Source organism: Chitinimonas sp., from assembly GCF_041904975.1.
GTDB lineage: Bacteria > Pseudomonadota > Gammaproteobacteria > Burkholderiales > Chitinimonadaceae > Chitinimonas.
The window spans coordinates 1-19,812 of sequence record NZ_JAYRLZ010000050.1; the positions used below are offsets into that span (position 1 = coordinate 1).

Annotated in this window: 17 protein-coding genes and 1 pseudogene; 11 read left to right on the forward strand and 7 right to left on the reverse strand. The window is 62.3% G+C overall.

The features are described 5' to 3' along the window. A partial coding sequence (locus ACE3OH_RS07130) for a TonB-dependent receptor domain-containing protein (RefSeq protein ID WP_374350084.1) occupies positions 1–815 on the forward strand: 815 nt, incomplete at its 5' end. Between the two features lie 281 nt (positions 816–1,096). On the opposite strand, the gene ACE3OH_RS07135 is transcribed toward ACE3OH_RS07130, so the two are convergent. Beyond that, positions 1,097–3,922, reverse strand: coding sequence for a TonB-dependent receptor (locus tag ACE3OH_RS07135; RefSeq protein ID WP_374350087.1), 2,826 nt, complete (start codon positions 3,920–3,922; stop codon positions 1,097–1,099). Between the two features lie 412 nt (positions 3,923–4,334). Between ACE3OH_RS07135 and ACE3OH_RS07140 the strand changes: the two genes are divergently transcribed. Continuing rightward, positions 4,335–6,158: a phosphoenolpyruvate carboxykinase (GTP) gene (locus ACE3OH_RS07140; protein WP_374350089.1), complete on the forward strand. Its 1,824-nt coding sequence runs from the start codon at positions 4,335–4,337 to the stop codon at positions 6,156–6,158. Between the two features lie 109 nt (positions 6,159–6,267). Continuing rightward, positions 6,268–7,803: an LCCL domain-containing protein gene (locus ACE3OH_RS07145; RefSeq protein WP_374350092.1), complete on the forward strand. Its 1,536-nt coding sequence runs from the start codon at positions 6,268–6,270 to the stop codon at positions 7,801–7,803. 47 nt (positions 7,804–7,850) lie between these two features. Here ACE3OH_RS07145 and ACE3OH_RS07150 read toward each other — a convergent pair whose 3' ends face one another. Beyond that, entirely contained in the window at positions 7,851–8,276 is a 426-nt protein-coding gene (locus ACE3OH_RS07150) for a hypothetical protein (protein ID WP_374350096.1), read from the reverse strand. 228 nt (positions 8,277–8,504) lie between these two features. Between ACE3OH_RS07150 and ACE3OH_RS07155 the strand changes: the two genes are divergently transcribed. Both ACE3OH_RS07155 and ACE3OH_RS07160 read left to right on the forward strand, forming a co-directional pair. Next, complete coding sequence (locus tag ACE3OH_RS07155; RefSeq protein ID WP_374350099.1) at positions 8,505–9,428, forward strand: DMT family transporter; 924 nt, start codon at positions 8,505–8,507, stop codon at positions 9,426–9,428. Then, on the forward strand, positions 9,428–10,282 hold the full coding sequence (locus tag ACE3OH_RS07160) for a sulfurtransferase (RefSeq protein WP_374350102.1): 855 nt from the start codon (positions 9,428–9,430) through the stop codon (positions 10,280–10,282). Before ACE3OH_RS07155 ends, ACE3OH_RS07160 begins: the two co-directional genes overlap by 1 nt. A 78-nt stretch (positions 10,283–10,360) precedes the next feature. Here the strand turns inward: ACE3OH_RS07160 and ACE3OH_RS07165 are convergent, their stop codons facing one another. Next, complete coding sequence (locus tag ACE3OH_RS07165; protein WP_374350104.1) at positions 10,361–11,284, reverse strand: 2-hydroxyacid dehydrogenase; 924 nt, start codon at positions 11,282–11,284, stop codon at positions 10,361–10,363. A gap of 321 nt (positions 11,285–11,605) precedes the next feature. Here ACE3OH_RS07165 and ACE3OH_RS07170 point away from each other — a divergent pair, with 321 nt between their 5' ends. The 6 genes from ACE3OH_RS07170 to ACE3OH_RS07195 all read left to right on the forward strand — a co-directional run bounded on the left by ACE3OH_RS07170 (position 11,606) and on the right by ACE3OH_RS07195 (position 15,444). Next, a complete protein-coding gene (locus ACE3OH_RS07170) occupies positions 11,606–11,779 on the forward strand; it encodes a hypothetical protein (protein WP_374350107.1) in 174 nt (57 codons plus the stop codon). A gap of 239 nt (positions 11,780–12,018) precedes the next feature. Then, positions 12,019–12,519: a Spy/CpxP family protein refolding chaperone gene (locus ACE3OH_RS07175; protein ID WP_374350110.1), complete on the forward strand. Its 501-nt coding sequence runs from the start codon at positions 12,019–12,021 to the stop codon at positions 12,517–12,519. A gap of 50 nt (positions 12,520–12,569) precedes the next feature. Beyond that, positions 12,570–13,259, forward strand: a complete 690-nt coding sequence (locus ACE3OH_RS07180; protein ID WP_374350113.1) for a response regulator — start codon at positions 12,570–12,572, stop codon at positions 13,257–13,259. Beyond that, on the forward strand, positions 13,259–14,506 hold the full coding sequence (locus tag ACE3OH_RS07185; RefSeq protein WP_374350115.1) for a sensor histidine kinase: 1,248 nt from the start codon (positions 13,259–13,261) through the stop codon (positions 14,504–14,506). Before ACE3OH_RS07180 ends, ACE3OH_RS07185 begins: the two co-directional genes overlap by 1 nt. A 40-nt stretch (positions 14,507–14,546) precedes the next feature. Further along, the gene (locus tag ACE3OH_RS07190; RefSeq protein ID WP_374350118.1) at positions 14,547–14,999 is read left to right on the forward strand and encodes an NAD(P)-dependent oxidoreductase; all 453 of its coding nucleotides are present in this window, start codon (positions 14,547–14,549) and stop codon (positions 14,997–14,999) included. A gap of 133 nt (positions 15,000–15,132) precedes the next feature. Further along, positions 15,133–15,444, forward strand: a complete 312-nt coding sequence (locus ACE3OH_RS07195) for a high-potential iron-sulfur protein (RefSeq protein ID WP_374350121.1) — start codon at positions 15,133–15,135, stop codon at positions 15,442–15,444. A gap of 75 nt (positions 15,445–15,519) precedes the next feature. Here the strand turns inward: ACE3OH_RS07195 and ACE3OH_RS07200 are convergent, their stop codons facing one another. From ACE3OH_RS07200 to ACE3OH_RS07215, 4 genes and pseudogenes are all read right to left on the reverse strand, one after another. After that, on the reverse strand, positions 15,520–16,827 hold the full coding sequence (locus ACE3OH_RS07200; protein ID WP_374350124.1) for a DUF805 domain-containing protein: 1,308 nt from the start codon (positions 16,825–16,827) through the stop codon (positions 15,520–15,522). Positions 16,828–16,944: 117 nt separating this feature from the next. Further along, positions 16,945–18,696 carry an ABC transporter ATP-binding protein gene (locus tag ACE3OH_RS07205; RefSeq protein ID WP_374350127.1) on the reverse strand — a complete coding sequence of 584 codons (1,752 nt, stop codon included), beginning with the start codon at positions 18,694–18,696 and terminating at the stop codon, positions 16,945–16,947. 9 nt (positions 18,697–18,705) lie between these two features. Beyond that, positions 18,706–19,569: a DMT family transporter gene (locus tag ACE3OH_RS07210; RefSeq protein WP_374350130.1), complete on the reverse strand. Its 864-nt coding sequence runs from the start codon at positions 19,567–19,569 to the stop codon at positions 18,706–18,708. Between the two features lie 27 nt (positions 19,570–19,596). Next, positions 19,597–19,812, reverse strand: a pseudogene (locus tag ACE3OH_RS07215) (ABC transporter ATP-binding protein); the annotation flags it as partial.

Consider the following 19,812-nt stretch of genomic DNA (forward strand, 5'->3'; position numbering starts at 1 on the left):
CCGGTTGTGCTGCCCGCAACCAGAATCCTTGCCCGCGTCTGCAATACGACCGCTTCTCCGGTGGCAATCCGCTGCTGAAGCCGGAAAAGGCTGACAGCATCAATGTCGGCTTCGTATTCGAGCCAACCAAGTCGCTGAGCATCGGCGCTGACTACTTCATCATCAACAAGGATGAAGAAATCGGTCTGGTCCCGACGCAATATGTGCTGAGCAATACGCCCTATGCACCGGGCAAGCTGACGCCGTTCCAGGGTTCGCTTGGCGTGGAGCGTGATGCAGCAGGTACCGTGGTCAAGATCCTGACCGGCCAGGCTAACCTGGGCAAGCGCGAAATCCGTGGTTTCGACTTCAACACCCAGTTCCGTACCCGCGTGGCCGGTACTCGCCTGGTGTTCGGTGCCGATACTACCTACTACGACAAGTACAAGCAGTCTGATCTGCCGGGCGCACCGCTGTATGGTCGCCTGGGCCTGATCAACCTGCCGCGCTACAAGGCTGTGTTCACGGCTGACGCGGAAATGGGTGATACCACCGCTCGCCTGACCCTGAACCACCTGGGCCCGATGTTCGACAAGTCGCGTGAATCGGCAGACAAGCCGGTGACCGATGCTGATCGCGAGATCGGTACCTTCACCACCGTGGATCTGTCTGCTTCGTACAAGGGCTTCAAGTCCTTCGTACTGGCAGGTGGTATCAAGAACCTGCTGGATCGCGAGCCGCCGTTTGCCAACAACGACTCGCGTACCCTCGGCTTTGCCCAGGTGCACGATATCCGTGGTCGCTTCTTCTACGGCAACGTGACTTACCGTTACTAAGATCTGCCTAGTAGTGTGACGAAAAGCGCCAGGGAAACCTGGCGCTTTTTTTGCTTACCGGATAAGCAGGCGCAGAATGAATCAAATTACCGGCGACTAGCGCATGCCCCTGCAGAGCCGGGGCCAGCTTGATTGAGGATGGATCGTTGATTTTCGCCGTTCTATCCCGGCCGCGGCTCCCCCGCATTGTGCGTTGGGTGTTTTGTTCAGCACCTGCATGGGAGCAGATAAAAAAACAGCCTCCGTTTCCGGAGGCTGCTTCAGGTCTGATCCAAACTGCTTTACCAGAACTTGTAATTTGCACTGGCACTGAATACACGCCCGGCGGCGCTATGCAGCGTGCTGTCATAGCCGATGAAGTTGCCTGACGAGGTGCCGCCATTGGGGTCGTACGGAGCGGCGCGGTCGAACAGGTTGACGATATTGAAGCCCAGCGTCAGATTCTTGATGCCGCTGTAGTTGTAAGCCATATCGAAGGTGGTCCACGACGACACGCTGCAGTCCGGATGGAGCTTGGTGTATTCCGGCACGCGCGACGGAAGCCCGTAGTGGCAGAACTGCGGGTCGTTCAGCGTGATGCCGTCGTCGGTCTGGCGCACCAGCGATACGCTGCTCACGTAGTTGATCTTGCCGGTCAGCGCGTGATCGCCACGGGTCCAGGTGCTGGACAGGCCGAACTTGGTGCGCGGAATGTCGCCGGTGGAAGTGGCAAAATTGGCCAGACCACCTCGTGTACCGACAACGTTGTACAGCGGATCGCCTTCTTGCTGGCCCTTGGAATAGCTGATCACATAACCAAGGTTCAGGCGCGATGACAGCTTGCCATACTCGCCCAGATTGTTGCGCAGTGCCAGCTCGATATCGACGCCCTTCACCACGGTACTGCCGGAGTTGATATAGGGCGTTCCTACCGACCACAGCGGGCCGGTTCCCGGAATCGGCTTGCCGCTGGCATCCTTGAGGAAGGAATCCGGATTCGGATTGCGCAAGATATAGCTTGCATACAGCTCGGGGTGGTTGACCACGAAGGTGCCATCGAGCAGGTCTACTTCCTTGTCCTTGCGGATGCGGTAGTAGTCGATGATCACATCGAGATTGTTCAGGGGGCCCCATACCAGGCCAAAGGTGGTGCTCCTGGACTTCTCCGGCTTCAGGTTCGGATTGGCCGAAGCGATACCGGATACCGACTTGCTGCAATCAAGTGCTTCTGCGCCATCCTTGCCGCAACGCACCGGGTCGGAAAAGCTGTTCAGGAAGAACTGGGTGGCACCTTGCTTGATCTGCACCAGTGCCGGAGCGCGGAAGCCTTCGGAATAGGTGCCGCGCAGGGTCAGCGACTTGGTGGCCGACCACTTCAATCCCACTTTCGGGACAAAGTTTCCGGCAAAGCCGTCGTACTTGTCGTAGCGACCAGCCAGTTCCGCTTCCAGGTTTTCCAGGAAGGGTGCACGTGCTTCCACGAATACCGCACTGACATTGCGTTTGGCATTGCTGGCCTGATTGGCGAGGCCGATGATCGAGCCGCTGGCGGTGGCAGGATCGGGCACGATTTCCATCTTCTCTTCACGCAACTCGATACCGGTGGCGAAGCCGATGGCGCCGCCGGCCAGTTCACCGAACTCGGTCGACGCTTTGGCATCCCATTCGGTCAAGGTGCTCTTGCCGGTCATGACTGCAGTACGCGCCAAGGTCGGCGATTTTGCCAGGTCGGCCAAGCGGACATTGTTGTCCAGTGCGTTCTTGACAGTGGCATAGTCCAGGAAGCCGCCATTGGTTTCCTTGCGCTTGGACTCATTCCAGGTCAGCGCCGATTCCCAGTCCCAGCCCCAGTTACTGCCTTTCAGTCCGGCCAGCAGGCGGGTATTTTCATTGGTGTTTTTGCGCGCGGACGGGGTGTCGACAAAGCGGTAGACCACGGCAACACGTTGCGGTGTGGCCGTGCCATTGGTCGGGTTATCCGGGTGACCCACCGGCAGGACAGCATTGAACTGGGCTGGTGCGCCGCCGAGCGGGAACACTGCTGTGGGGGTTCGGCCATCGATGGTGCGTGAGGCAGAGGTGTAGTACCGGTCGCTCTTGGCATAGGCGGCCTCGGCAAAGCCGGTCAGGTTGTCCGAGAACCGGAAGGTGCCGCGCGACATGATGCTCTCGTCGTCTGCTTTGCCGGCAGCCTCGGAAAAGCCATAGGCGTTATAGGCGCAGAATTTCTGGCCGACCAGCGGGTTAGTGGCCGTCAGCCACTGCGGGGACGCGGTACTGCCGGTGACGATTTGCGATGCCGCGCATCCGGACAGATTCTGGCCGGCAAAGCGATTGAAGGAGCCGCTGCCAGGGCGTGCTTCCTTGTAAAACAGCGGGATCTCACTGGCAATGCTCGAATAATTGCTGTTCCAGCCGTTCAGATATTTCAGTTCATCGGTGGCGACATCTTTCAGATCGGTAATGGATACGCGGTCGCGATGCGAGTAGTCGCCGGCAACCATGACGTTGTAGCCATTGCTGTCCATATCGCCAAAGCCGGCGAAGAAGTTGGCGCGTTGCCGGCCGAATTTGCCATTGTCGTTGGCGGCCAGGCTGGCGCTGCCTTCTGCGCCGTTGTAATTGCGCTTGGTGATGAAGTTGATTACCCCGGCAACCGCATCCGAGCCATACACGGCCGATGCGCCATCCTTGAGGATTTCAATCCGCTCGATTGCTGAAAGCGGCAGGCTGTTCAGGTCATAAATGGTGGATTGGCCCGAGTTCGGGTCGGCATAGGCGGCTGGCGCCAGGCGACGGCCGTTGAGCAGTACCAGGGTCGAGGCGGAACCGAGGCCGCGCAGCGAGGCGGTGGACACACCGCGTGAGAAACCGCCATCAGCTGAATCGATGCCATTGCCGGCGCCGAGTGCCGGGATCTTCTGCAGCAGTTCCGGAATCGAATTGGCGCCGCTTTGGCGGATTTCCACGGCGGTCACCGTCTGGACTGGCGATGCCGAGCGCGTGCTGCGCTTGATGTTGGAGCCGGTAACTTCGATTTTCTCGATCTTTTGTACTTCGCCGGCGGCCAGGGCCGGGATGGCCACGCCGATGGCACTGATGGCCAGCGCCAGATGGGTGAGTTTCATGCGGTAGTCCCTTATCCAGTAGAAATGAAGGTTGCTCAAACGCCTGTATTGCCACGTCAGCCGCAGATTGGCGCGATGACCGTCGCGTGATTGATTGTTATGGAAACGTAAACAAACGCTAAATTTATATGCGCTGCTGTTGCATGGATGCCATGGCGCACTGTTGCATTTCTGGCAGGGTAGTGCCGGCAGATGCTGGCGTGGCGCGGAAGTTGGCTGAGGGGAAAGGCCTTGCAGCGCAGAATGCCGACGCACGCTGTTTTTGCTGAGTATGAATGTAGTCAAGCACTTGCTTGCTACTGTTTTGCGCGACTTATCGGCGCGAATTTGCGACAATTACGCCCCGATTTCAGTTTGTCTGGTCGTATTACCTTGTAGTTCGGCCGCGCAGCCTACTCACGCCGAGGTCCTCATGCAGTTTGCTCCCCCCGCCTATATCAAGCATCAAGCCCTGCTCGACTGGGTGGCCAAGGTGGCCGCTCTCACCAAGCCTGACCGGATTCACTGGGTGGATGGCTCCGATGAAGAAAACGCCGAGTTGCTGGCGCAGATGGTGGCGGCCGGCACGCTGACCAAGCTGAACCCGGAAAAGCGCCCGAACAGCTATGCCGCTTTCTCCGACCCCAGCGATGTGGCGCGGGTGGAAGATCGCACCTATGTGTGCCCGGCCAACAAGGAAGATGCCGGTCCGAACAATAACTGGATGGCGCCACACGAGATGCGCGGCATTCTCAATGGCCTGTTCGATGGCTGCATGCGCGGCCGCACCATGTATGTCATTCCGTTCAGCATGGGTCCGCTCGGCTCCCATATTGCCCATGTCGGCATCGAAATCACCGATTCACCCTATGTGGTGGCATCGATGCGCATCATGACCCGCATGGGCCGTGCCGTGTACGACGTGCTGGGCAGCGATGGCGACTTCGTGCCGGCCATCCACACGGTCGGCGCGCCGCTGGCCGAGGGTGAGGCCGATGTGGCCTGGCCGTGCAATCGCGATACCAAATACATTGTCCACTTCCCCGAGACCCGTGAAATCTGGTCCTACGGTTCCGGCTATGGCGGCAATGCCCTGCTCGGCAAGAAGTGCTTCGCACTGCGCATCGCCTCCACCATGGGGCGCGACCAGGGCTGGCTGGCCGAACATATGCTGATCCTCGGGGTGGAAAGCCCGGCTGGCGAGAAGTCGTACGTGGCAGCTGCCTTCCCATCGGCCTGCGGCAAGACCAACTTCGCCATGCTGATTCCGCCCAAGGCTTATCAGGGCTGGAAGGTCACCACGGTGGGCGACGATATCGCCTGGATCAAGCCGGGCAGCGACGGCAAGCTGTATGCCATCAACCCGGAAAACGGCTACTTCGGCGTGGCGCCGGGTACCAGCGAGAAGTCCAACCCGAACGCGATGGCGATGCTGCGTGAGAACGTCATCTTCACCAATGTGGCGCTGACCGACGATGGCGATGTGTGGTGGGAAGGCATGAGCAAGGAGGTGCCCGAGCATCTGATCGACTGGCAGGGCAAGGACTGGACGCCAGCCATCGGCCGTGAAACCGGTCGCAAGGCGGCCCACCCGAATTCGCGCTTTACCGTGTCGGCCACCCAGTGTCCCTCGCTCGACCCGGCCTGGAACGACGCCAGTGGCGTGCCGATTTCGGCGTTTATCTTCGGCGGTCGCCGCTCGTCTACTGTGCCGCTGGTATTCGAGGCAGCCGGCTGGGGCGAAGGCGTCTATATGGCCGCCACCATGGGTTCGGAAACCACCGCTGCTGCGTTTGGCGCGCAAGGTGTGACCCGTCGTGACCCATTCGCCATGCTGCCGTTCTGCGGCTATCACATGGGCGACTACTTCAACCACTGGTTGAAGATCGGCCAGCAAGTGGCCAATCCGCCGCGTATTTTCTGCGTGAACTGGTTCCGCCTTGATGCCGATGGCAAGTTCATGTGGCCAGGCTTTGGCGAGAATATGCGCGTGCTGGAATGGATGGTCGGCCGGGTACAGGGCAAGGCGCAAGCACGCGAAACCGTGCTGGGCTGGATGCCGAGCTATGCCGACCTCGACTGGACCGGTCTCGATGAAGTGAGCGCCGAGCAGTTCGACGCCATGATGCAGCTCGATGTCGACGCCTGGCGCGGCGAAGTGGCAGCGCACGCCGACTGGTTTGCCAAGCTGGCTGACCGCCTGCCGCAAACGCTGGCCGACAAGCGCGATGCCTTGAGCGCCGCCCTGTCTGCCTGATCGTCACCAGGTAGCACGCCAGCCAAGCCACCCAGCCGGGTGGCTTTTTTCATGGCGTTTGATCGGGCATCGCATACTATCCAGTGATCGGATTGAGCTGGCGAGGTGAATGATGAGACGCATGCTCGGCGCACTGTGGCTGGTTTGCTTGCTATCGGCGGCCGTGGGCGAGGCGCGCACCGTCAGCCCCATTCCGGTAAGCCTTGGTGCGTTCAGTGCCTGGCCGGACTTCATCGGCAAAAGTCTGTATATCCGGGTCACCGGTTCGGCCAGCGGCAGCGTTTGGGGAAGCGGCCCATACACCAGCGATTCGGTGCTGGCCACGGCTGCGGTGCACGCCGGTCTGCTGCGCGATGGCGAGACCGGTGTCGTCAAAGTGAATATTCTTGGGCCGCAGACTGCCTATCTTGCCAGCACCGCCCATGGCGTCAGCAGCCTTGCCTATGGTGCGACCGACCGCAGCTATACCCTGGCGGCCGATGACGGTGGCGATAACCCGGCACTGCCCGATCCGGGTGGATTGGCCGCCTATCGTGGCAATGTCGGTGGCGTCTACCTGTTTACGGTAACCGGCAAGCGCAATGGTGTGGTGTGGGGCACCAATACCTATACCGACGATACCGCGCTGTCGGCGGCCGCCGTGCATGCCGGCGTGCTGGCCGATGGGGCAAGCGGCATTGTGCGAGTGGTGCTGGTGCCTGGCCTTGCCAGTTACGCCGGGTCGGAGCGCAATGGCATCAAGAGCGGCAACTATGGCAACTGGACTGCCAGTTACACGGTTTCCAATCCCGCTGGCACCACGCCATTGGCGGCATTTCCCGGCATGCGCGATAACCCGCTGGATGATCCGGGCAGCCTCGTCGCCTATACCGGCCATATCGGCGCGGTGGCTTATTTCAACGTGACGGCGGCGCCTTCCGGTCAGTTGTGGGGGAGTGGCATCTATACCCTCGATTCCAATCTGGCCGCAGCGGTACAACATGCCGGCGTGCTGGCGACGGGTCAGCGCGGCCTCGTCAAGGTGAGCATTCTGCCTGGACAGGCCAGCTACACCGGATCGAGCGCGAATGGCGTCGTTTCAAACAACTACGGCAATTACACACATAGCTATACCCCGGCAAGGCCGGATGGGCAGATGGGGGATATTCCGCTACTGAGCAGCGCCACTTCCGCCAGCGCCAGCCTTGGCAGCCCGTTTCGCTATCAGCCTGGCGCGACGGCGGCCAATGCCGGCTTTATCGCCAATGGTCTGCCAGACGGGCTGACCGCCGACCCGAAAACCGGCCTGATCAGCGGCACACCGCGCGTTTCCGGGCGCTTCCTGGTTGATCTGCTGGTCAGCAACTGGGTAGGCACCAGCTCGGCGACCTTGCAACTCGATATTGACGCCATGGCAATCAGCGATGCCGATCTGAACAGCTTCTTCAACTGGGCAGAAAAGACCGCAGCCAGCCTGTTTGCGCCGACCAGCCAGACGACCAGTGATCAAGCGGGTTATCGTCTGCGCTACTACCGGCAAACCAATAGCTATCTGGGTGTGAAGGATGGCCAGGTCTACTACAGCGGCCCTTTGTCGGGCGGCAGCGGGCTCAGCCTCGGTGCTTTTGCGCCTTTTCTGGCTCAGGCCAAGGCGGCGGGTTACTGATGCGATGCGGCGTGGTGGCGCTTGCGTCAGCGCGCCTGGCTGCTGATCTAAGCGGCGATGGAATCGGATTTCCCGATCAAGACCATCACGAAGGGGCTGCTGGAGTCGGCTCTTTGCAATAAGGCACGCGCCAGCAGTGCGTCGGCACCCAGGTTGTCCACCTGCAAGCGGGCCGCCGCGCCCGCCGGCCGTTGCAGCGAAACATGAATTTCGCCGCCCGACGCCGCGGACAGTACCAGGTGCAGGCTGATCGGGTAATGCAGGCCGGCAGGCATGCCACACCATACGCGCTCATCGCCCGGCGCCAGGGTTTCGCCCGGATACGGCTCCTGCACCCAACCGCAGCCAGCGGATGCGTTGACGGCGGCCAGGGTCAGCGTCTGGTTCGATTCATTGATCACCGACACAAAGAACTGCGGTACGGAAGCGGCCGCTTCGCTGTCGGTGTCGATGGGGCGTGATAGGGGGAGCATGGCGGGTCTCGATGCGCAAGGAACAGCATATCTGCCGGGAGCGGGTCGGATCCACAGTAGCGGGGAAAACACGGCAAGGCATAGGCCGGCGCGACATCCGGGCCAGACCTGTACCACGCAGCACACACTGTCTGGCGGCCGCCTCCGGTAGACTGCGCCTTTATTGTTTTGCCGGGTGGCGATGTTCATGCGTGTGATGTGTTTGCGCTTGCTGCGAAAGTGGTGTCCTTGAAGCGCCCGCTGGCCTATGGCTGCCTGGCGCTCAGCATGTCGCTGGTCGGCTGTTATGTGGCGCTATCCAAGCCGCTGACGGCGGCCATGCCGGTGTGCCTGCTGGCCTGGTTGCGCTTTGGCATTGGCGGTATCGCCATGGCGCGCTGGCTCAAACGCCCGGCGGATGAGCCGCCGATGAGCAGGCGTACCCGTGGCCTGCTGTTTCTCGAATCGTTTCTTGGCAACTTCCTGTTCACCATCTGCATGCTCTATGGCGTCAGCCTCACCACGGCGGTATCGGCCGGGGTCATCATGGCGGGCATTCCGGCCGCGGTGGCGCTGTTGAGCTGGCTGTTCCTAGGCGAGCGGATTTCGCTGCGCGTATGGCTGGCGGTTGGCTGTGCGGCACTGGGTATCGGCCTGTTGGCGCTGGCCAAGCCGCAAGCCAGCCTTGGGCCCGGCACGGATCGCGCCTGGTTGGGAAACTTGCTGGTGTTTGGCGCCGTGCTGTGCGAGGGCGCCTATGCGGTGATCGGCAAGCAGCTTACCGGCAGCCTGAGCCCGCGCCGCATCACTGCCCTGATCAATCTATGGGGTTTTGTGCTGATGACGCCATTCGGGGCCTTTATTGCCTGGCATTTCGACTTTGCCGCGCTGCCCGTAGTCAACTGGCTGTTCCTGCTGTTTTATGGCCTTGCCGCCAGTATGTGGTCAGTATGGCTGTGGATGAGCGGCTTGCGCAGCGTGCCGGCTAGCCAGAGCGGCGTGTTTACGGTGATGTTGCCGGTGTCGGCAGCCCTGGTCGGCGTTGGCGCGCTCGGCGAAACGCTCAGTGCCATGCAGGCGTGGGCGTTTGCCGTTGCCCTGCTCGGCGTGATTCTGGCTACCTTGCCAAACGACTCCAACGCCCCATCGAATCCGAAACCCGCAGGAGAGTAATGATGTCGCCCTTGATTTCCGCCCCCGAATTATTAGCCCGACTGGGTGAAGCCAATTTGCGCATTGTTGATTGCCGGCACGACTTGCTGGACTTGGAAGCGGGCCGGCGTGCCTACCAGTCGACGCATATACCCGGGGCGCTGTTCTTGCATCTTGATGAAGACCTGTCGGCCGCCAAGACCGGCAAGAACGGCCGCCATCCGCTGCCCACGCCAAAATTGCTGGCACAGCGCCTGGGCGCTGCCGGCATTGGCGATGGGCATCATGTCGTGGCCTATGACGCCAGCGGTGGTGCCTACGCGGCGCGGCTATGGTGGTCATTGCGCTGGCTGGGGCACCGCAATGTGCAGGTGCTCGATGGCGGCTTGCCGGCGTGGATTGCGGCAGGCGGCGCGCAGGATGCGCTGCTTCCCCGGCAGGCGCCAGCCACCTTGTCGGTGCGAGCACAAGATGGCTGGCTGGTCGATGCTGGAGCGGTGCAGGCCAATCTCGACCAGCAGGCATTCGTGCTGATCGACGCGCGCGCCCCGGGTCGCTATGCCGGTGAAGGGGAGGTGATCGACCCGGTGGCCGGACATATTCCCGGCGCGCTTAATCGTTTTTTCCAGCTCAATCTGCAAGCCGATGGGCGCTTCAAATCGCCCGAGGTATTGCGCAGCGAATGGCTGGCCTTGCTCGATGGCAGCGATGCACGCGACAGCGTGGCCCAGTGCGGCTCCGGCGTCACCGCCTGCCACAATCTGCTGGCGATGGAACTGGCAGGCCTGCCCGGTGCACGGCTATATGCCGGCTCGTGGAGCGAATGGTGTAGCGATCCAGCCCGGCCGGTAGCGACCGGCGCGGCGGCGGGGTGATCTGTAAATGGCCCGGCTCCGCAGTGCCGGCTGCAGCGCTTCCTGAACCGCGCAAAGCGCTGCAGCGTCGATCTGTGCTCAATACGCCCGGCTACGATTCACCAGGCCCGCTACCGGGCGGCCGGCTTCCAAGGCGGCCAGCTTGTCGGCAATCTGCCGGGCAGATTCGGGAATCAAGGTGGCGGCGGCGATATGCGGGGTGAGCAGCAGCTTGGGGTGGTGCCACAAGGGGCTATCGCTTGCTAAGGGTTCGGCCGGAAATACATCGAGCTGAGCACCGCGCAGATGGCCCTTGTCGATCAGATCGACCAAGGCGGCCAGATCAAGCTGATCGGCACGGCCGGCATTGATGATGGCGGCGCCCTTTGGTAATTGCCGCAATCGTTGCGCGTTCAAAAGGCCGGCAGTCTCCGCGGTATTGGGCAGGATATTCACCAGGATATCGCTGCGGCCAAGTAGCGCATCGAGGCCCTGGGGGCCGGTCAGGCTGTCGACACCATCGAAGTGGCGCGCAGTGCGGCTCCAGCCGCTGACCGGATAACCAAGGCGCGCCAGCCCCTGTGCGACAGCGCCACCGATCACGCCGAGACCGAGTATGCCGATGCGGGTTGCACTGGCCAGCCGTGGCGGCCGGGTCTGCCATAGCGCCGCGTCTTGCTGCTGCGCATAGTGGTCCATATCGCGCTGATAGCGCAGCACGCCAAACAGCACATATTCCAGCATCTGTTGCGCCATACCCGCGTCGGTGAGGCGGATCAAGGGAACATCGGCCGGCAGGTCGTCGCGGCTCAGCAATTGGTCGATGCCGGCGCCGGTGGCAAAGATGGCGTGCAGCCCACTGAATCCGGCCAACTCGCCGGCTGCGGGTTTCCAGCACACCAGATAGCGCACCGCGCGGCGATCGACTGGCTGTGGCGCTGCAGCGATGGTCCGGTCTGGCAATGCCTGCTGCAGCTGCTGTGCCCATTCGGCGCCAGCACTGGGGTGAAGGATATAGATCATGGCAAGGTCACGGATTTTGCAAAGTTGCGATTGTGCCTGCGCGGGCTGGCCTGGCAAGTGCGCTCGCTAGCGGTGGCGAGGCTGCAGGTCCGTGCGGCGGGCGAGGGAATCACGACACTGCGCCCATCTGGACGCCGTTTACGGCGGGACAGACCGGTGAGCCGAGGGATCGCTTTTGACGTTTCATCCGGCGATTGCGTATTCCAGACAGGGATTGCGTTGATTGGTCGCAAACGCATCGCCACTGGCGCGGTGCTCACGCATGATGCAATCCATGCAAGGCGGACTGGCCGCCCGGCAAACCAGCCAAGGAGTTTCATCATGCAAAACAATCAAATGTCCAATCTGTTCGAATCCACCCTGTTGCTGAGCGTGGCAGCCTTGTTCGCCTTTGCCCTGTTCAGCGACCTGCGCGGCAGCCATATTGCCGACCAAAGCATGGTGGCCCAGCAGGCGACGGCGGTACTGGCCAACACAGCAGTCCGTCAGGGCTAAGGCGATGCGTGCGGCGCCATGGCGCAGTGATCAGCCACCGCCCTTGACCAGCTCTCGCAAACCACGAATACGGCACCCTTTGGGTGCCGTTTGTTTTTGCAAGGTATCGATCAGGTATTTACCCTGCCAGGCAAACTGGCCGGCACTTCACAAAACTTTACCTGGTGTACAAATGGCGCTCACCAGGGGCGTGCATCCTTGATCGCGGGACTCCCCCCGATACGTGATGAGGATTGATCATGAAAGCGCGATTGATTTCAGGTGTACGCAAGCAGGCGGTGGTGCTGGCCTTTGTGGCTGGCGCGGCGACGGCACTCGGCATTGGCGCCGTGGCGTCCGGCAGCATGGCTGGGCTGCACGGTGTGGCCATGCATGGCGAGGCAGATTCCGCGGGCCATATCGACCGGCTGATGAACCGGCTATTCACGCTGGTCGATGCCAGCGATATGCAAAAGTCGCAGCTGGAGCCTATCCTGCGCCAGGCGGCGATAGAGCTGAAACCTGTGCGCGAGCAATTTCACGGCGCCCACCAGCAGTTGCTGACCCTGCTCAGCCAGGACAATATCGATCGCACTGCCGTGGAAGCCCTGCGCCAGCAACAGGTGCAGTCAGTCGATCAGACCTCGAAGCGGCTGCTGCAACTGGCGGTTCAGATCAGCGATGTATTGACCCCGGCGCAGCGGCAAAAGCTGGCAGCCAATATCCAGAAGATGCATGAACACCATGCCCCTCGGAGCTGACTGCTCGCCCAGATGGCGGGTGCGGCCACTGTGCATGGCAGGATGGAACCATGAGTGATCGCCTGTTACTGGTAGAGGACGACACCCGCCTGGCCGAGATGCTGCTGGACTATCTTGGTCGGGCCGGCTTTCGCGTCAGCCATGCGGCACAGGGCGCGGTGGCCTTGGCACAGGTGGCCGCCGAGCCCTTCGACGCGCTGGTGCTGGATCTGACCCTGCCTGATATTGACGGTCTCGATGTCTGCCGTCAGCTCAGGCAAACGAGCTCGGTGCCGGTGCTGATGCTGACCGCACGCGGCGATGCGCTTGATCGCATCATCGGCCTGGAACTGGGGGCCGACGACTATCTGCCCAAGCCGTTCGAACCGCGCGAACTATTAGCCCGGCTGCGTGCCATCCTGCGCCGACGTGGTGCGCCAGATCCGGCCCCGGCCGCGCTGCGTTTCGGCCGCCTGGAGATCGACCCGGCTTCGCTGAGCGTGCGGCTCGATGGCGAGCTGCGCCCGCTGACCAGCTATCAATTTGCCTTGTTGCTGGCACTGGCAAATCACGCCGGCCGCGTGTTGTCGCGCGAGCTGTTGATGGACCTGGTAAAAGGCGAAGCACTGGATGCTTTCGATCGCTCCATCGATGTGCATATGTCGCGCATTCGGGCGGCGATCGAAGACGAGCCGAAGCAGCCACGACGCATCATCACCGTGCGCGGCGCCGGCTATCTGTTTGCCAGGGTGCAAGACTGATGTCGCGCCTCTATGTGCGTTTCTATCTCGCCTTGCTGGCCAGCCTCTTGGTGTTTGCCCTGATCACGGTGGTGATCTGGCACCGCACCGACGGCCCGATGGAGCGGGCCTTCGCCCTGCAAGCCCAGCTGGCGGCCAATGTGCTGGCGCCGCCCGATGCCTCACCGGCTGCCCAGCAGGCGGCGCTGGAGCGCCTCAGCCATGGCATAGCTGCCGACTTTACCGTGCTCGATGCGCAGCGCCGGCAACTGGCAGCCGTTGGCGAGCCACTCGCTCTGCCGCATGACAAGATCAACCACTTGAGTTGGCCACATCCGCGGCGCCCCGGTGCGGTCTGGCTGGTGCACCTGCGCGATGGCCGTTATCTGCTCAGCAGCATGCCGCTTGGCATGGTGCGGCTCTCCCACAATATGGTGCTGACCTTGCTGCTACTGGCCCTGGTGATCGGCATTGGTGCCTATCCGGTAATGCGCAGGCTCAGCCAGCGCTTGGAGCGGCTCAAGCAGGCAGTGGAAACCTTTGGTGCCGGCAATATGGCAGCGCGGGTGAGCGTGCAAGGGCGCGACGAAGTGGCCGTGCTGGCGGCCAGCTTCAATCGTGCCGCCGAGCGCATCGAGGCCTTGCTGGCCGCGCACAAGACCTTGCTGGCCAATGCCTCGCATGAATTGCGCACGCCGCTGGCGCGTATCCGCATGGCGATCGAGCTGGCGCAGGACGGCATCGACCCAAAGCGCCGCAGCGGCCTCGCCCAAGATATCGCCGAACTTGACACGCTGATCGACGAGATCTTGCTGGCCAGCCGTCTCGATGCTCTGGCCGAAGACATGGCCCGCGATCCGGTCGATTTGCTGGCCCTGTTTGCCGAAGAGTGCGCCCGCTTCGAGCAGGTGCAGTTCGATGGCATTGCGCTGTCCGTGCCCGGTGATGCCCGCTTACTGCGGCGCCTGCTGCGCAATTTGCTGGAAAACGCCCATAAATACGGCCGCCCGCCGATCCGGGTGATGCTTGGCGCCGATGCCGGTTTCGCCCGCTTGCAGGTGGTCGATGCCGGGGCGGCCATTCCGGTGGCCGAGCGTGAATCGATCTTCGCGCCATTTTTCCGGCGCTCCGGCACGGTGGAGAACCTCGGTGCGGGCCTTGGACTGTCCCTGGTCAGGCAGATCGCTCGCCGTCATGGCGGCGAGGCCTGCTATGGCGATCTGGGTGAAGGGCTGGCCGGCTTCTTGGTTACGCTGAAGCGAGCCTGATCGCCCGTTAGCCATTGCCTCGGCAGCGCACGCCGCGCTTGTGCCTTTCCTGGTCTATATCAACTGTCAGGCGGCACACAGCCCATGGCGGGCTGGCCGGATCAATGGGGGAATCATGGTGAATCAGCGCATCGCAGTCATTGGCCTGGGCCGGATCGGTTCGGCCTTCCTGCGGCAGATGCTGCAACGCAATGGCAAGGGCATTGTCATCGTCTGTGCCGCCGAGCCCTACGATACTCCCGGCAAGCGCGAAGCCGAGCAAGCGGGCATTGCCTTGAAGACGCTGGATGAGATTGTCGCCTCGGCCGATGCGATCGATGTGCTGTTCGACCTGACCGGCATTGCCACCGTGCGGCGCGAGCTGCGCGAAAAGCTCGCTGCCAGCGGTAACAATCACACGGTGATCGCCTCCGAAACCATCGCCAGGGTGATCTGGGCCCTCATCACCGACGAGCGATTGCCGGTGATCGAGGGCCGACCAACCGGCTATTGACTACCGCAGCTTCCGGGCGGTACCGCTGTGTGGGCATTTCGCCTCAGCCACGCATTGTTTGCGCCAGATTAAACCGCTGCCGTGCCAGATACCGCATCATGAAGCGGCATTTCTTCCCGACTGGAGTATGACCATGACCACACGCCGCACCTTCCTGTTCCGCCTGATTCCCGCTGCCGGTTTGGCAGTTGCCGCTGGCAGCAGCTTTGCTGCCGGCCCGGAAAAAGCCAGTGAAACCGACCCGACTGCTGCCGCCCTCGGCTACAAGGCCGATGCCAGCAAGGTCGACAAGGCCAAATTCCCCAAATATGCCGCCGGCCAGGCATGCAGCAGTTGCACCCTGTACCAGGGCAAGGCTGGCGAGGCATGGGGCCCATGTCCGGCCTTGGCCAATAAGCTGGTGGCTGCCAAGGGCTGGTGCAGTGCCTATGCCAAGAAGGGTTGATGGTTTGTTGCCCTGTATCCACATGAAAACGGCGCCATCTGGCGCCGTTTTTCACGACCGTGACCCGCGCAAGGTCTACTCATGCGCATCGCTACCAGCCGACGGTGGTTGGCTTTGGTAGCGTGCACGCATCTCCTGGATCAGCCTGGCGCGCTTTTCCGGGGTGAGGGTCACGCCGCGCTCTGCCGCGCCGCGATCGACTGCCTCGCCAAACGCCTTGTCCATGGCATCGTCGGATTCTGCCGGCTCGGCTGGCTGTGCAGCGTGCCTGGCCGCAGATGCACGCAGCCCCTGTTGCTGGCCCTGGTAGGAGCTCGACAGGGTGAACAACACATAGAGCAGCGCGCCCAGCTTGATCCAGATCGAATCTTCGCCCGGTGGCGTGCCGTAAACATTGGCATTGCGGTTGCCCGGGCAGGCCCACAGGAATAGCTGGGTAATGCCGAACACCGCCATCAAGCCAACAAGCTGTGCCGGATGGGTAAAGCCGAGTATGGCGCCGATGGGGAAGACCAGCAGCCATTTGCCGCTCAGACCCAGATCATGCAGGCGCAGGGTCCACAGGCGAAACAGCTGCCAGGCCGAAGGAATGGCGACCGCAATGATTCCAGGAATCAAGAGCGCCGGGCTTTGCAGCACGGTGGTCAGCACGGCCAGGGCAATGCCGGCAATGGCCATCGGAATGCTCATCACCAGGCTATAGGCCAGATAGCGGGTGCGGCCGATGCGGCCGTCAAAATGCCAGGCAAACAGCGGGGGGGCCTCCTCCTCGTCGAGGAATTCGGCATCGGGGCGCCGGTGGGCCGGCAGGTGCTGGTAGCCCTGCGGCGTTTCGCTGGCCTTGCTGGCCGCTGCCAATACCCGTGGCATATCGGCGCCGCACTGGCGGCACAGGGTGCGCTTGATCTGGGTGAACTGGCACACCGGGCAGCTGATCATCTCGGCATTGTCCGGGAGCGGTAACAAGCCGGTCTGGGTGATTTCGAACTGGCTGGGCGGCGCCGCATCGAGTATCGATACGGCGCCCTGTGCATTGGCGGCAGCGGTTGGGCGAGCCACTTCAGGGGCGGCAGCGGTGGCGACGGCTTCGGCAACCCGCTCGTTTACCGATTCGATCAATGGCTCGTCCAGCAAGCTGGGAAAGCTGCTTTCGCCAACCGGATAGACGCGGGTTTCTGCGCCGGTCTGGTTGACCGCCTGCAGATAGCGATTGAGCTTTTCGCGCGGCAGATTGCGCTTGATGATGGTTTCGCGGCCACTCAGCAATTGCTCGATTTGTGCCTGTTCCAGCTTGAGCAGATTGGCAAGCGCAATGTGAACTTCGGGTATTGCAAAGCCGGGCAGGGTCTTTCCTGACAGGGCGATATTGAATGTTGCTTCCATGTTTTACCGAATGCTATTCCAATGAGGGCGCGATGATCAGGGTTTTCCCTATCTCGGGCAAGGCCGTCTGTCTTGGCGACTGACGGTGTTGCTTGCTGGTTCATCACACATGGCCGCCTATTCATCCATTTCCTGCAGCCAGTACAGGCGCTGGTAGATGCCGCCATCGCGTGACAGCAGGGCGCTGTGGCAGCCTTGTTCGACAATGCGTCCATGGTTGAGCACCACGATGTTGTCGGCGTCGCGTATGGTCGAGAGCCGATGGGCAATGGCGATGATGGTGACCTGGCCGCGCAGGGCGCTAAGCGCCTGCTGCACGATCTGCTCGGTTTCGCTATCGATATGCGAGGTGGCTTCGTCGAGGAACAGGATGCGTGGCTTGCCGGCAAGGGCGCGGGCGATGGCCAGCAACTGCTTCTGGCCTACCGACAGGCGTGCACCGCCCTCACCGAGCCCGGTGGCATAGCCGTGTTCCAGCGCGCAGATAAAATCATGACAGCCGGCAGCGCGGGCGGCTGTTTCGATGGCAGCCGCATCAAGGCCGCGGCCCATATCGATATTGTCGCTGACGCTGGTTGCCAGCAGGAATGGCTCCTGCGGCACCAGCCCGATGCCGGCGCGGAATGCTTCATTCGATATATCGGCCAGCGGCTGGCCATCGATCAGGATGGTGCCGGACTGTGGCGTGTAAAAGCGCAGCAGCAAACTCAGCAAGGTGGATTTACCGCTGCCGGTATGCCCGACGATGCCGAAAAACTGGCCGGCCGGGATATGCAGGTCGAGGTCGCTAATGACCGGGCGTGCGGCATCGTAGGCAAATTGCAGCCGCTCCAGGGTGATGGCACCGGCGCCAATGCCCTGATTGCTGGCGCCGGGCAGCGGCAGTGGCTCCTGCAGCAGGCTATTGACGCGCGAGGCGGCGATGATGGCTTGCTGCAGCTGGCCAAACTGCAAGGTGATCTGGATCAGCGGCGCCACCACCCGGCCCAACAGGCCGACAAAGGCATACAACACACCGATGCTGGCGCCGCCGATGGCGTGGCCGGCAAATTGATGCAGCACCGCCACCAGCAACAGCACATTGAGCAGATCGAGCATGGGGCGCAGCAGCCAGGAATTGGCGCGCAATTCGCCCAGTCTCGCCTGGTAGTGCTGCTGGTTGATTTCGGCAAAGCGCGCATTGAAGCGGGTTTCGGCATTGGCCGCCTGTAGCAGCGCCATGCCGGCAATGCTTTCCGCCACCTGGGCATTGATATCGCTGCGCAGCTCGCGCGAGCGGGTGATCGCCGGGCTGCTGCTGCGTTGATACAGCCAGACGATGATCAGCAGGGCCGGCACCAGCAGCAACACCACCAGCATCAGGCGCCAGTCGAGCCAGGCCATCGCCGCCAGCGCGCCGCATACCACGATCAGGCTGTCCAGCATGACGAACAGCACCTGCACATACAGATTCTTCACCTGTTCGGTGTCATTGGTGACGCGGCTGACCAGCTTGCCGGTGATGGCGCGATCGAAATACGCCATCGGCAGGCGCAATACATGGTGATAGACCTGTTCGCGCAGCCGCCGCACCGAGCGCATCGCTACGCCGGCCAGCCGGGTCAGCTGCATAAAGCGGATCAGGCTGGTGGACACACCGAGTAGCAGCACGCCGGCCAGCAGCGCCGCCATGGCAGGCAGGTCCGGGCGGCGCGGTAGCAGGTAATGGTCGAGGTAGTGCTGGCTCAATAGCGGGGCGATCGCCTCCAGCGCTGCGGCCAGCAATAACCAGGCGAGGCCCGCCTGCAACTGGCGGCGCTCCGGTGCCGCAGCGTGGCGCAGCAAGGCATAGGCCTCTCGGCGTTCGGAATGTTTGGCATGCTTGTCCATAGGCGGGGCTCAGTGGGTCAGGCTTAGCGCAAGCACGCCAGCCACCATCAGGGCGGTGCCAGCCAGGCGTGGCAGGCTCTGTCCTTCCTGGAACAGCCGGGCGCCGAGCAGTACGCCTATCATCATCGACAGTTCGCGCACCGGGGCGACATAGCTGAGCGGCGCGCGCTGCAGGGCAAACAGCACCAGGATATAGGCCAGTGGCGACAGGATGCCGACAATCAATACCGGCCCGCGATTATCGCGCCACTGCTGCTGCAAGGACGGCCGGTCGCGCAAGACCGTCGGTGCCAGCAGTACGGTGCGCATCGCCATCCCCACCACATAAAACAGCAGCGGCGACATGAGCAGGGTCTTGATCGCATAGCCGTCCAGTACGGTATAGGCGGCGATAAACAGGCCGGTCAGGCCGCCCCACAGCAGGCCCTGGCTCAGCCTCGCGTCGCGCGAGCCCTGGCCGATACCGGCAATCAGCAAAATTCCGCCGAGTATGGCGGCGATCCCTAACCAGCCCAGCCCGCTTGGGCGTTCGGCCAGCAGCAAGATGGCGCCGAATACCGAAAGCAGCGGCCCGGTGCCGCGTGCTACCGGATAGACCACCGAAAAATCCGCTTCGCGATAACCGCGTTGCAACACCAGCGAATAGGCAGTGTGCAGCGCGGCGCTGCCCAGCATGGCCAGCCACATCGGGGTGGTGGGCCAGGCGGCGCTGCGGCAGATTGCCCAGATACCCAAGGGCGCCGCCAGTACGGCGCTGACGCTATTACACAGCCAGACAAACGGTGCGCCACCGGCAGCTCGCTTGGCGGCCAGATTCCATAGCGCATGGCACAGGGCGCCGGTGAGCACCAGCAGCAGGGCAAACAGGCTCATGGCAGCACCCTGGCGTCAGAGACGGCTTCATTCGGCATCGAGGCTCGCTTTCAGTTGCTGGTAGCGCCACTGGCTGGCATACCAGCCATGCCGGGCCAACAGGTCGGCATGCTGGCCGACTTCGTGTATGCCGCCTTGCTTGAGCACCACGATCAGATCGGCATCCATCACCGCCGACAGCCTGTGGCTGGCGATGATCATGGTACGGCCGCGTCGTGCTTCGCGCAGATGGGCAAGGATCTC

What these genes read in the sequence shown, in the direction of transcription:
- ACE3OH_RS07200 (WP_374350124.1), bottom strand. Translation starts at nt 16,827, where the DNA reads ATGGAAGCAACATTCAATATCGCCCTGTCAGGAAAGACCCTGCCCGGC.
- ACE3OH_RS07150 (WP_374350096.1), bottom strand. Translation starts at nt 8,276, where the DNA reads ATGCTCCCCCTATCACGCCCCATCGACACCGACAGCGAAGCGGCCGCT.
- ACE3OH_RS07195 (WP_374350121.1), top strand. Translation starts at nt 15,133, where the DNA reads ATGACCACACGCCGCACCTTCCTGTTCCGCCTGATTCCCGCTGCCGGT.
- ACE3OH_RS07210 (WP_374350130.1), bottom strand. Translation starts at nt 19,569, where the DNA reads ATGAGCCTGTTTGCCCTGCTGCTGGTGCTCACCGGCGCCCTGTGCCAT.
- ACE3OH_RS07180 (WP_374350113.1), top strand. Translation starts at nt 12,570, where the DNA reads ATGAGTGATCGCCTGTTACTGGTAGAGGACGACACCCGCCTGGCCGAG.
- ACE3OH_RS07185 (WP_374350115.1), top strand. Translation starts at nt 13,259, where the DNA reads ATGTCGCGCCTCTATGTGCGTTTCTATCTCGCCTTGCTGGCCAGCCTC.
- ACE3OH_RS07170 (WP_374350107.1), top strand. Translation starts at nt 11,606, where the DNA reads ATGCAAAACAATCAAATGTCCAATCTGTTCGAATCCACCCTGTTGCTG.
- ACE3OH_RS07175 (WP_374350110.1), top strand. Translation starts at nt 12,019, where the DNA reads ATGAAAGCGCGATTGATTTCAGGTGTACGCAAGCAGGCGGTGGTGCTG.
- ACE3OH_RS07205 (WP_374350127.1), bottom strand. Translation starts at nt 18,696, where the DNA reads ATGGACAAGCATGCCAAACATTCCGAACGCCGAGAGGCCTATGCCTTG.
- ACE3OH_RS07165 (WP_374350104.1), bottom strand. Translation starts at nt 11,284, where the DNA reads ATGATCTATATCCTTCACCCCAGTGCTGGCGCCGAATGGGCACAGCAG.
- ACE3OH_RS07140 (WP_374350089.1), top strand. Translation starts at nt 4,335, where the DNA reads ATGCAGTTTGCTCCCCCCGCCTATATCAAGCATCAAGCCCTGCTCGAC.
- ACE3OH_RS07135 (WP_374350087.1), bottom strand. Translation starts at nt 3,922, where the DNA reads ATGAAACTCACCCATCTGGCGCTGGCCATCAGTGCCATCGGCGTGGCC.
- ACE3OH_RS07145 (WP_374350092.1), top strand. Translation starts at nt 6,268, where the DNA reads ATGATGAGACGCATGCTCGGCGCACTGTGGCTGGTTTGCTTGCTATCG.
- ACE3OH_RS07160 (WP_374350102.1), top strand. Translation starts at nt 9,428, where the DNA reads ATGATGTCGCCCTTGATTTCCGCCCCCGAATTATTAGCCCGACTGGGT.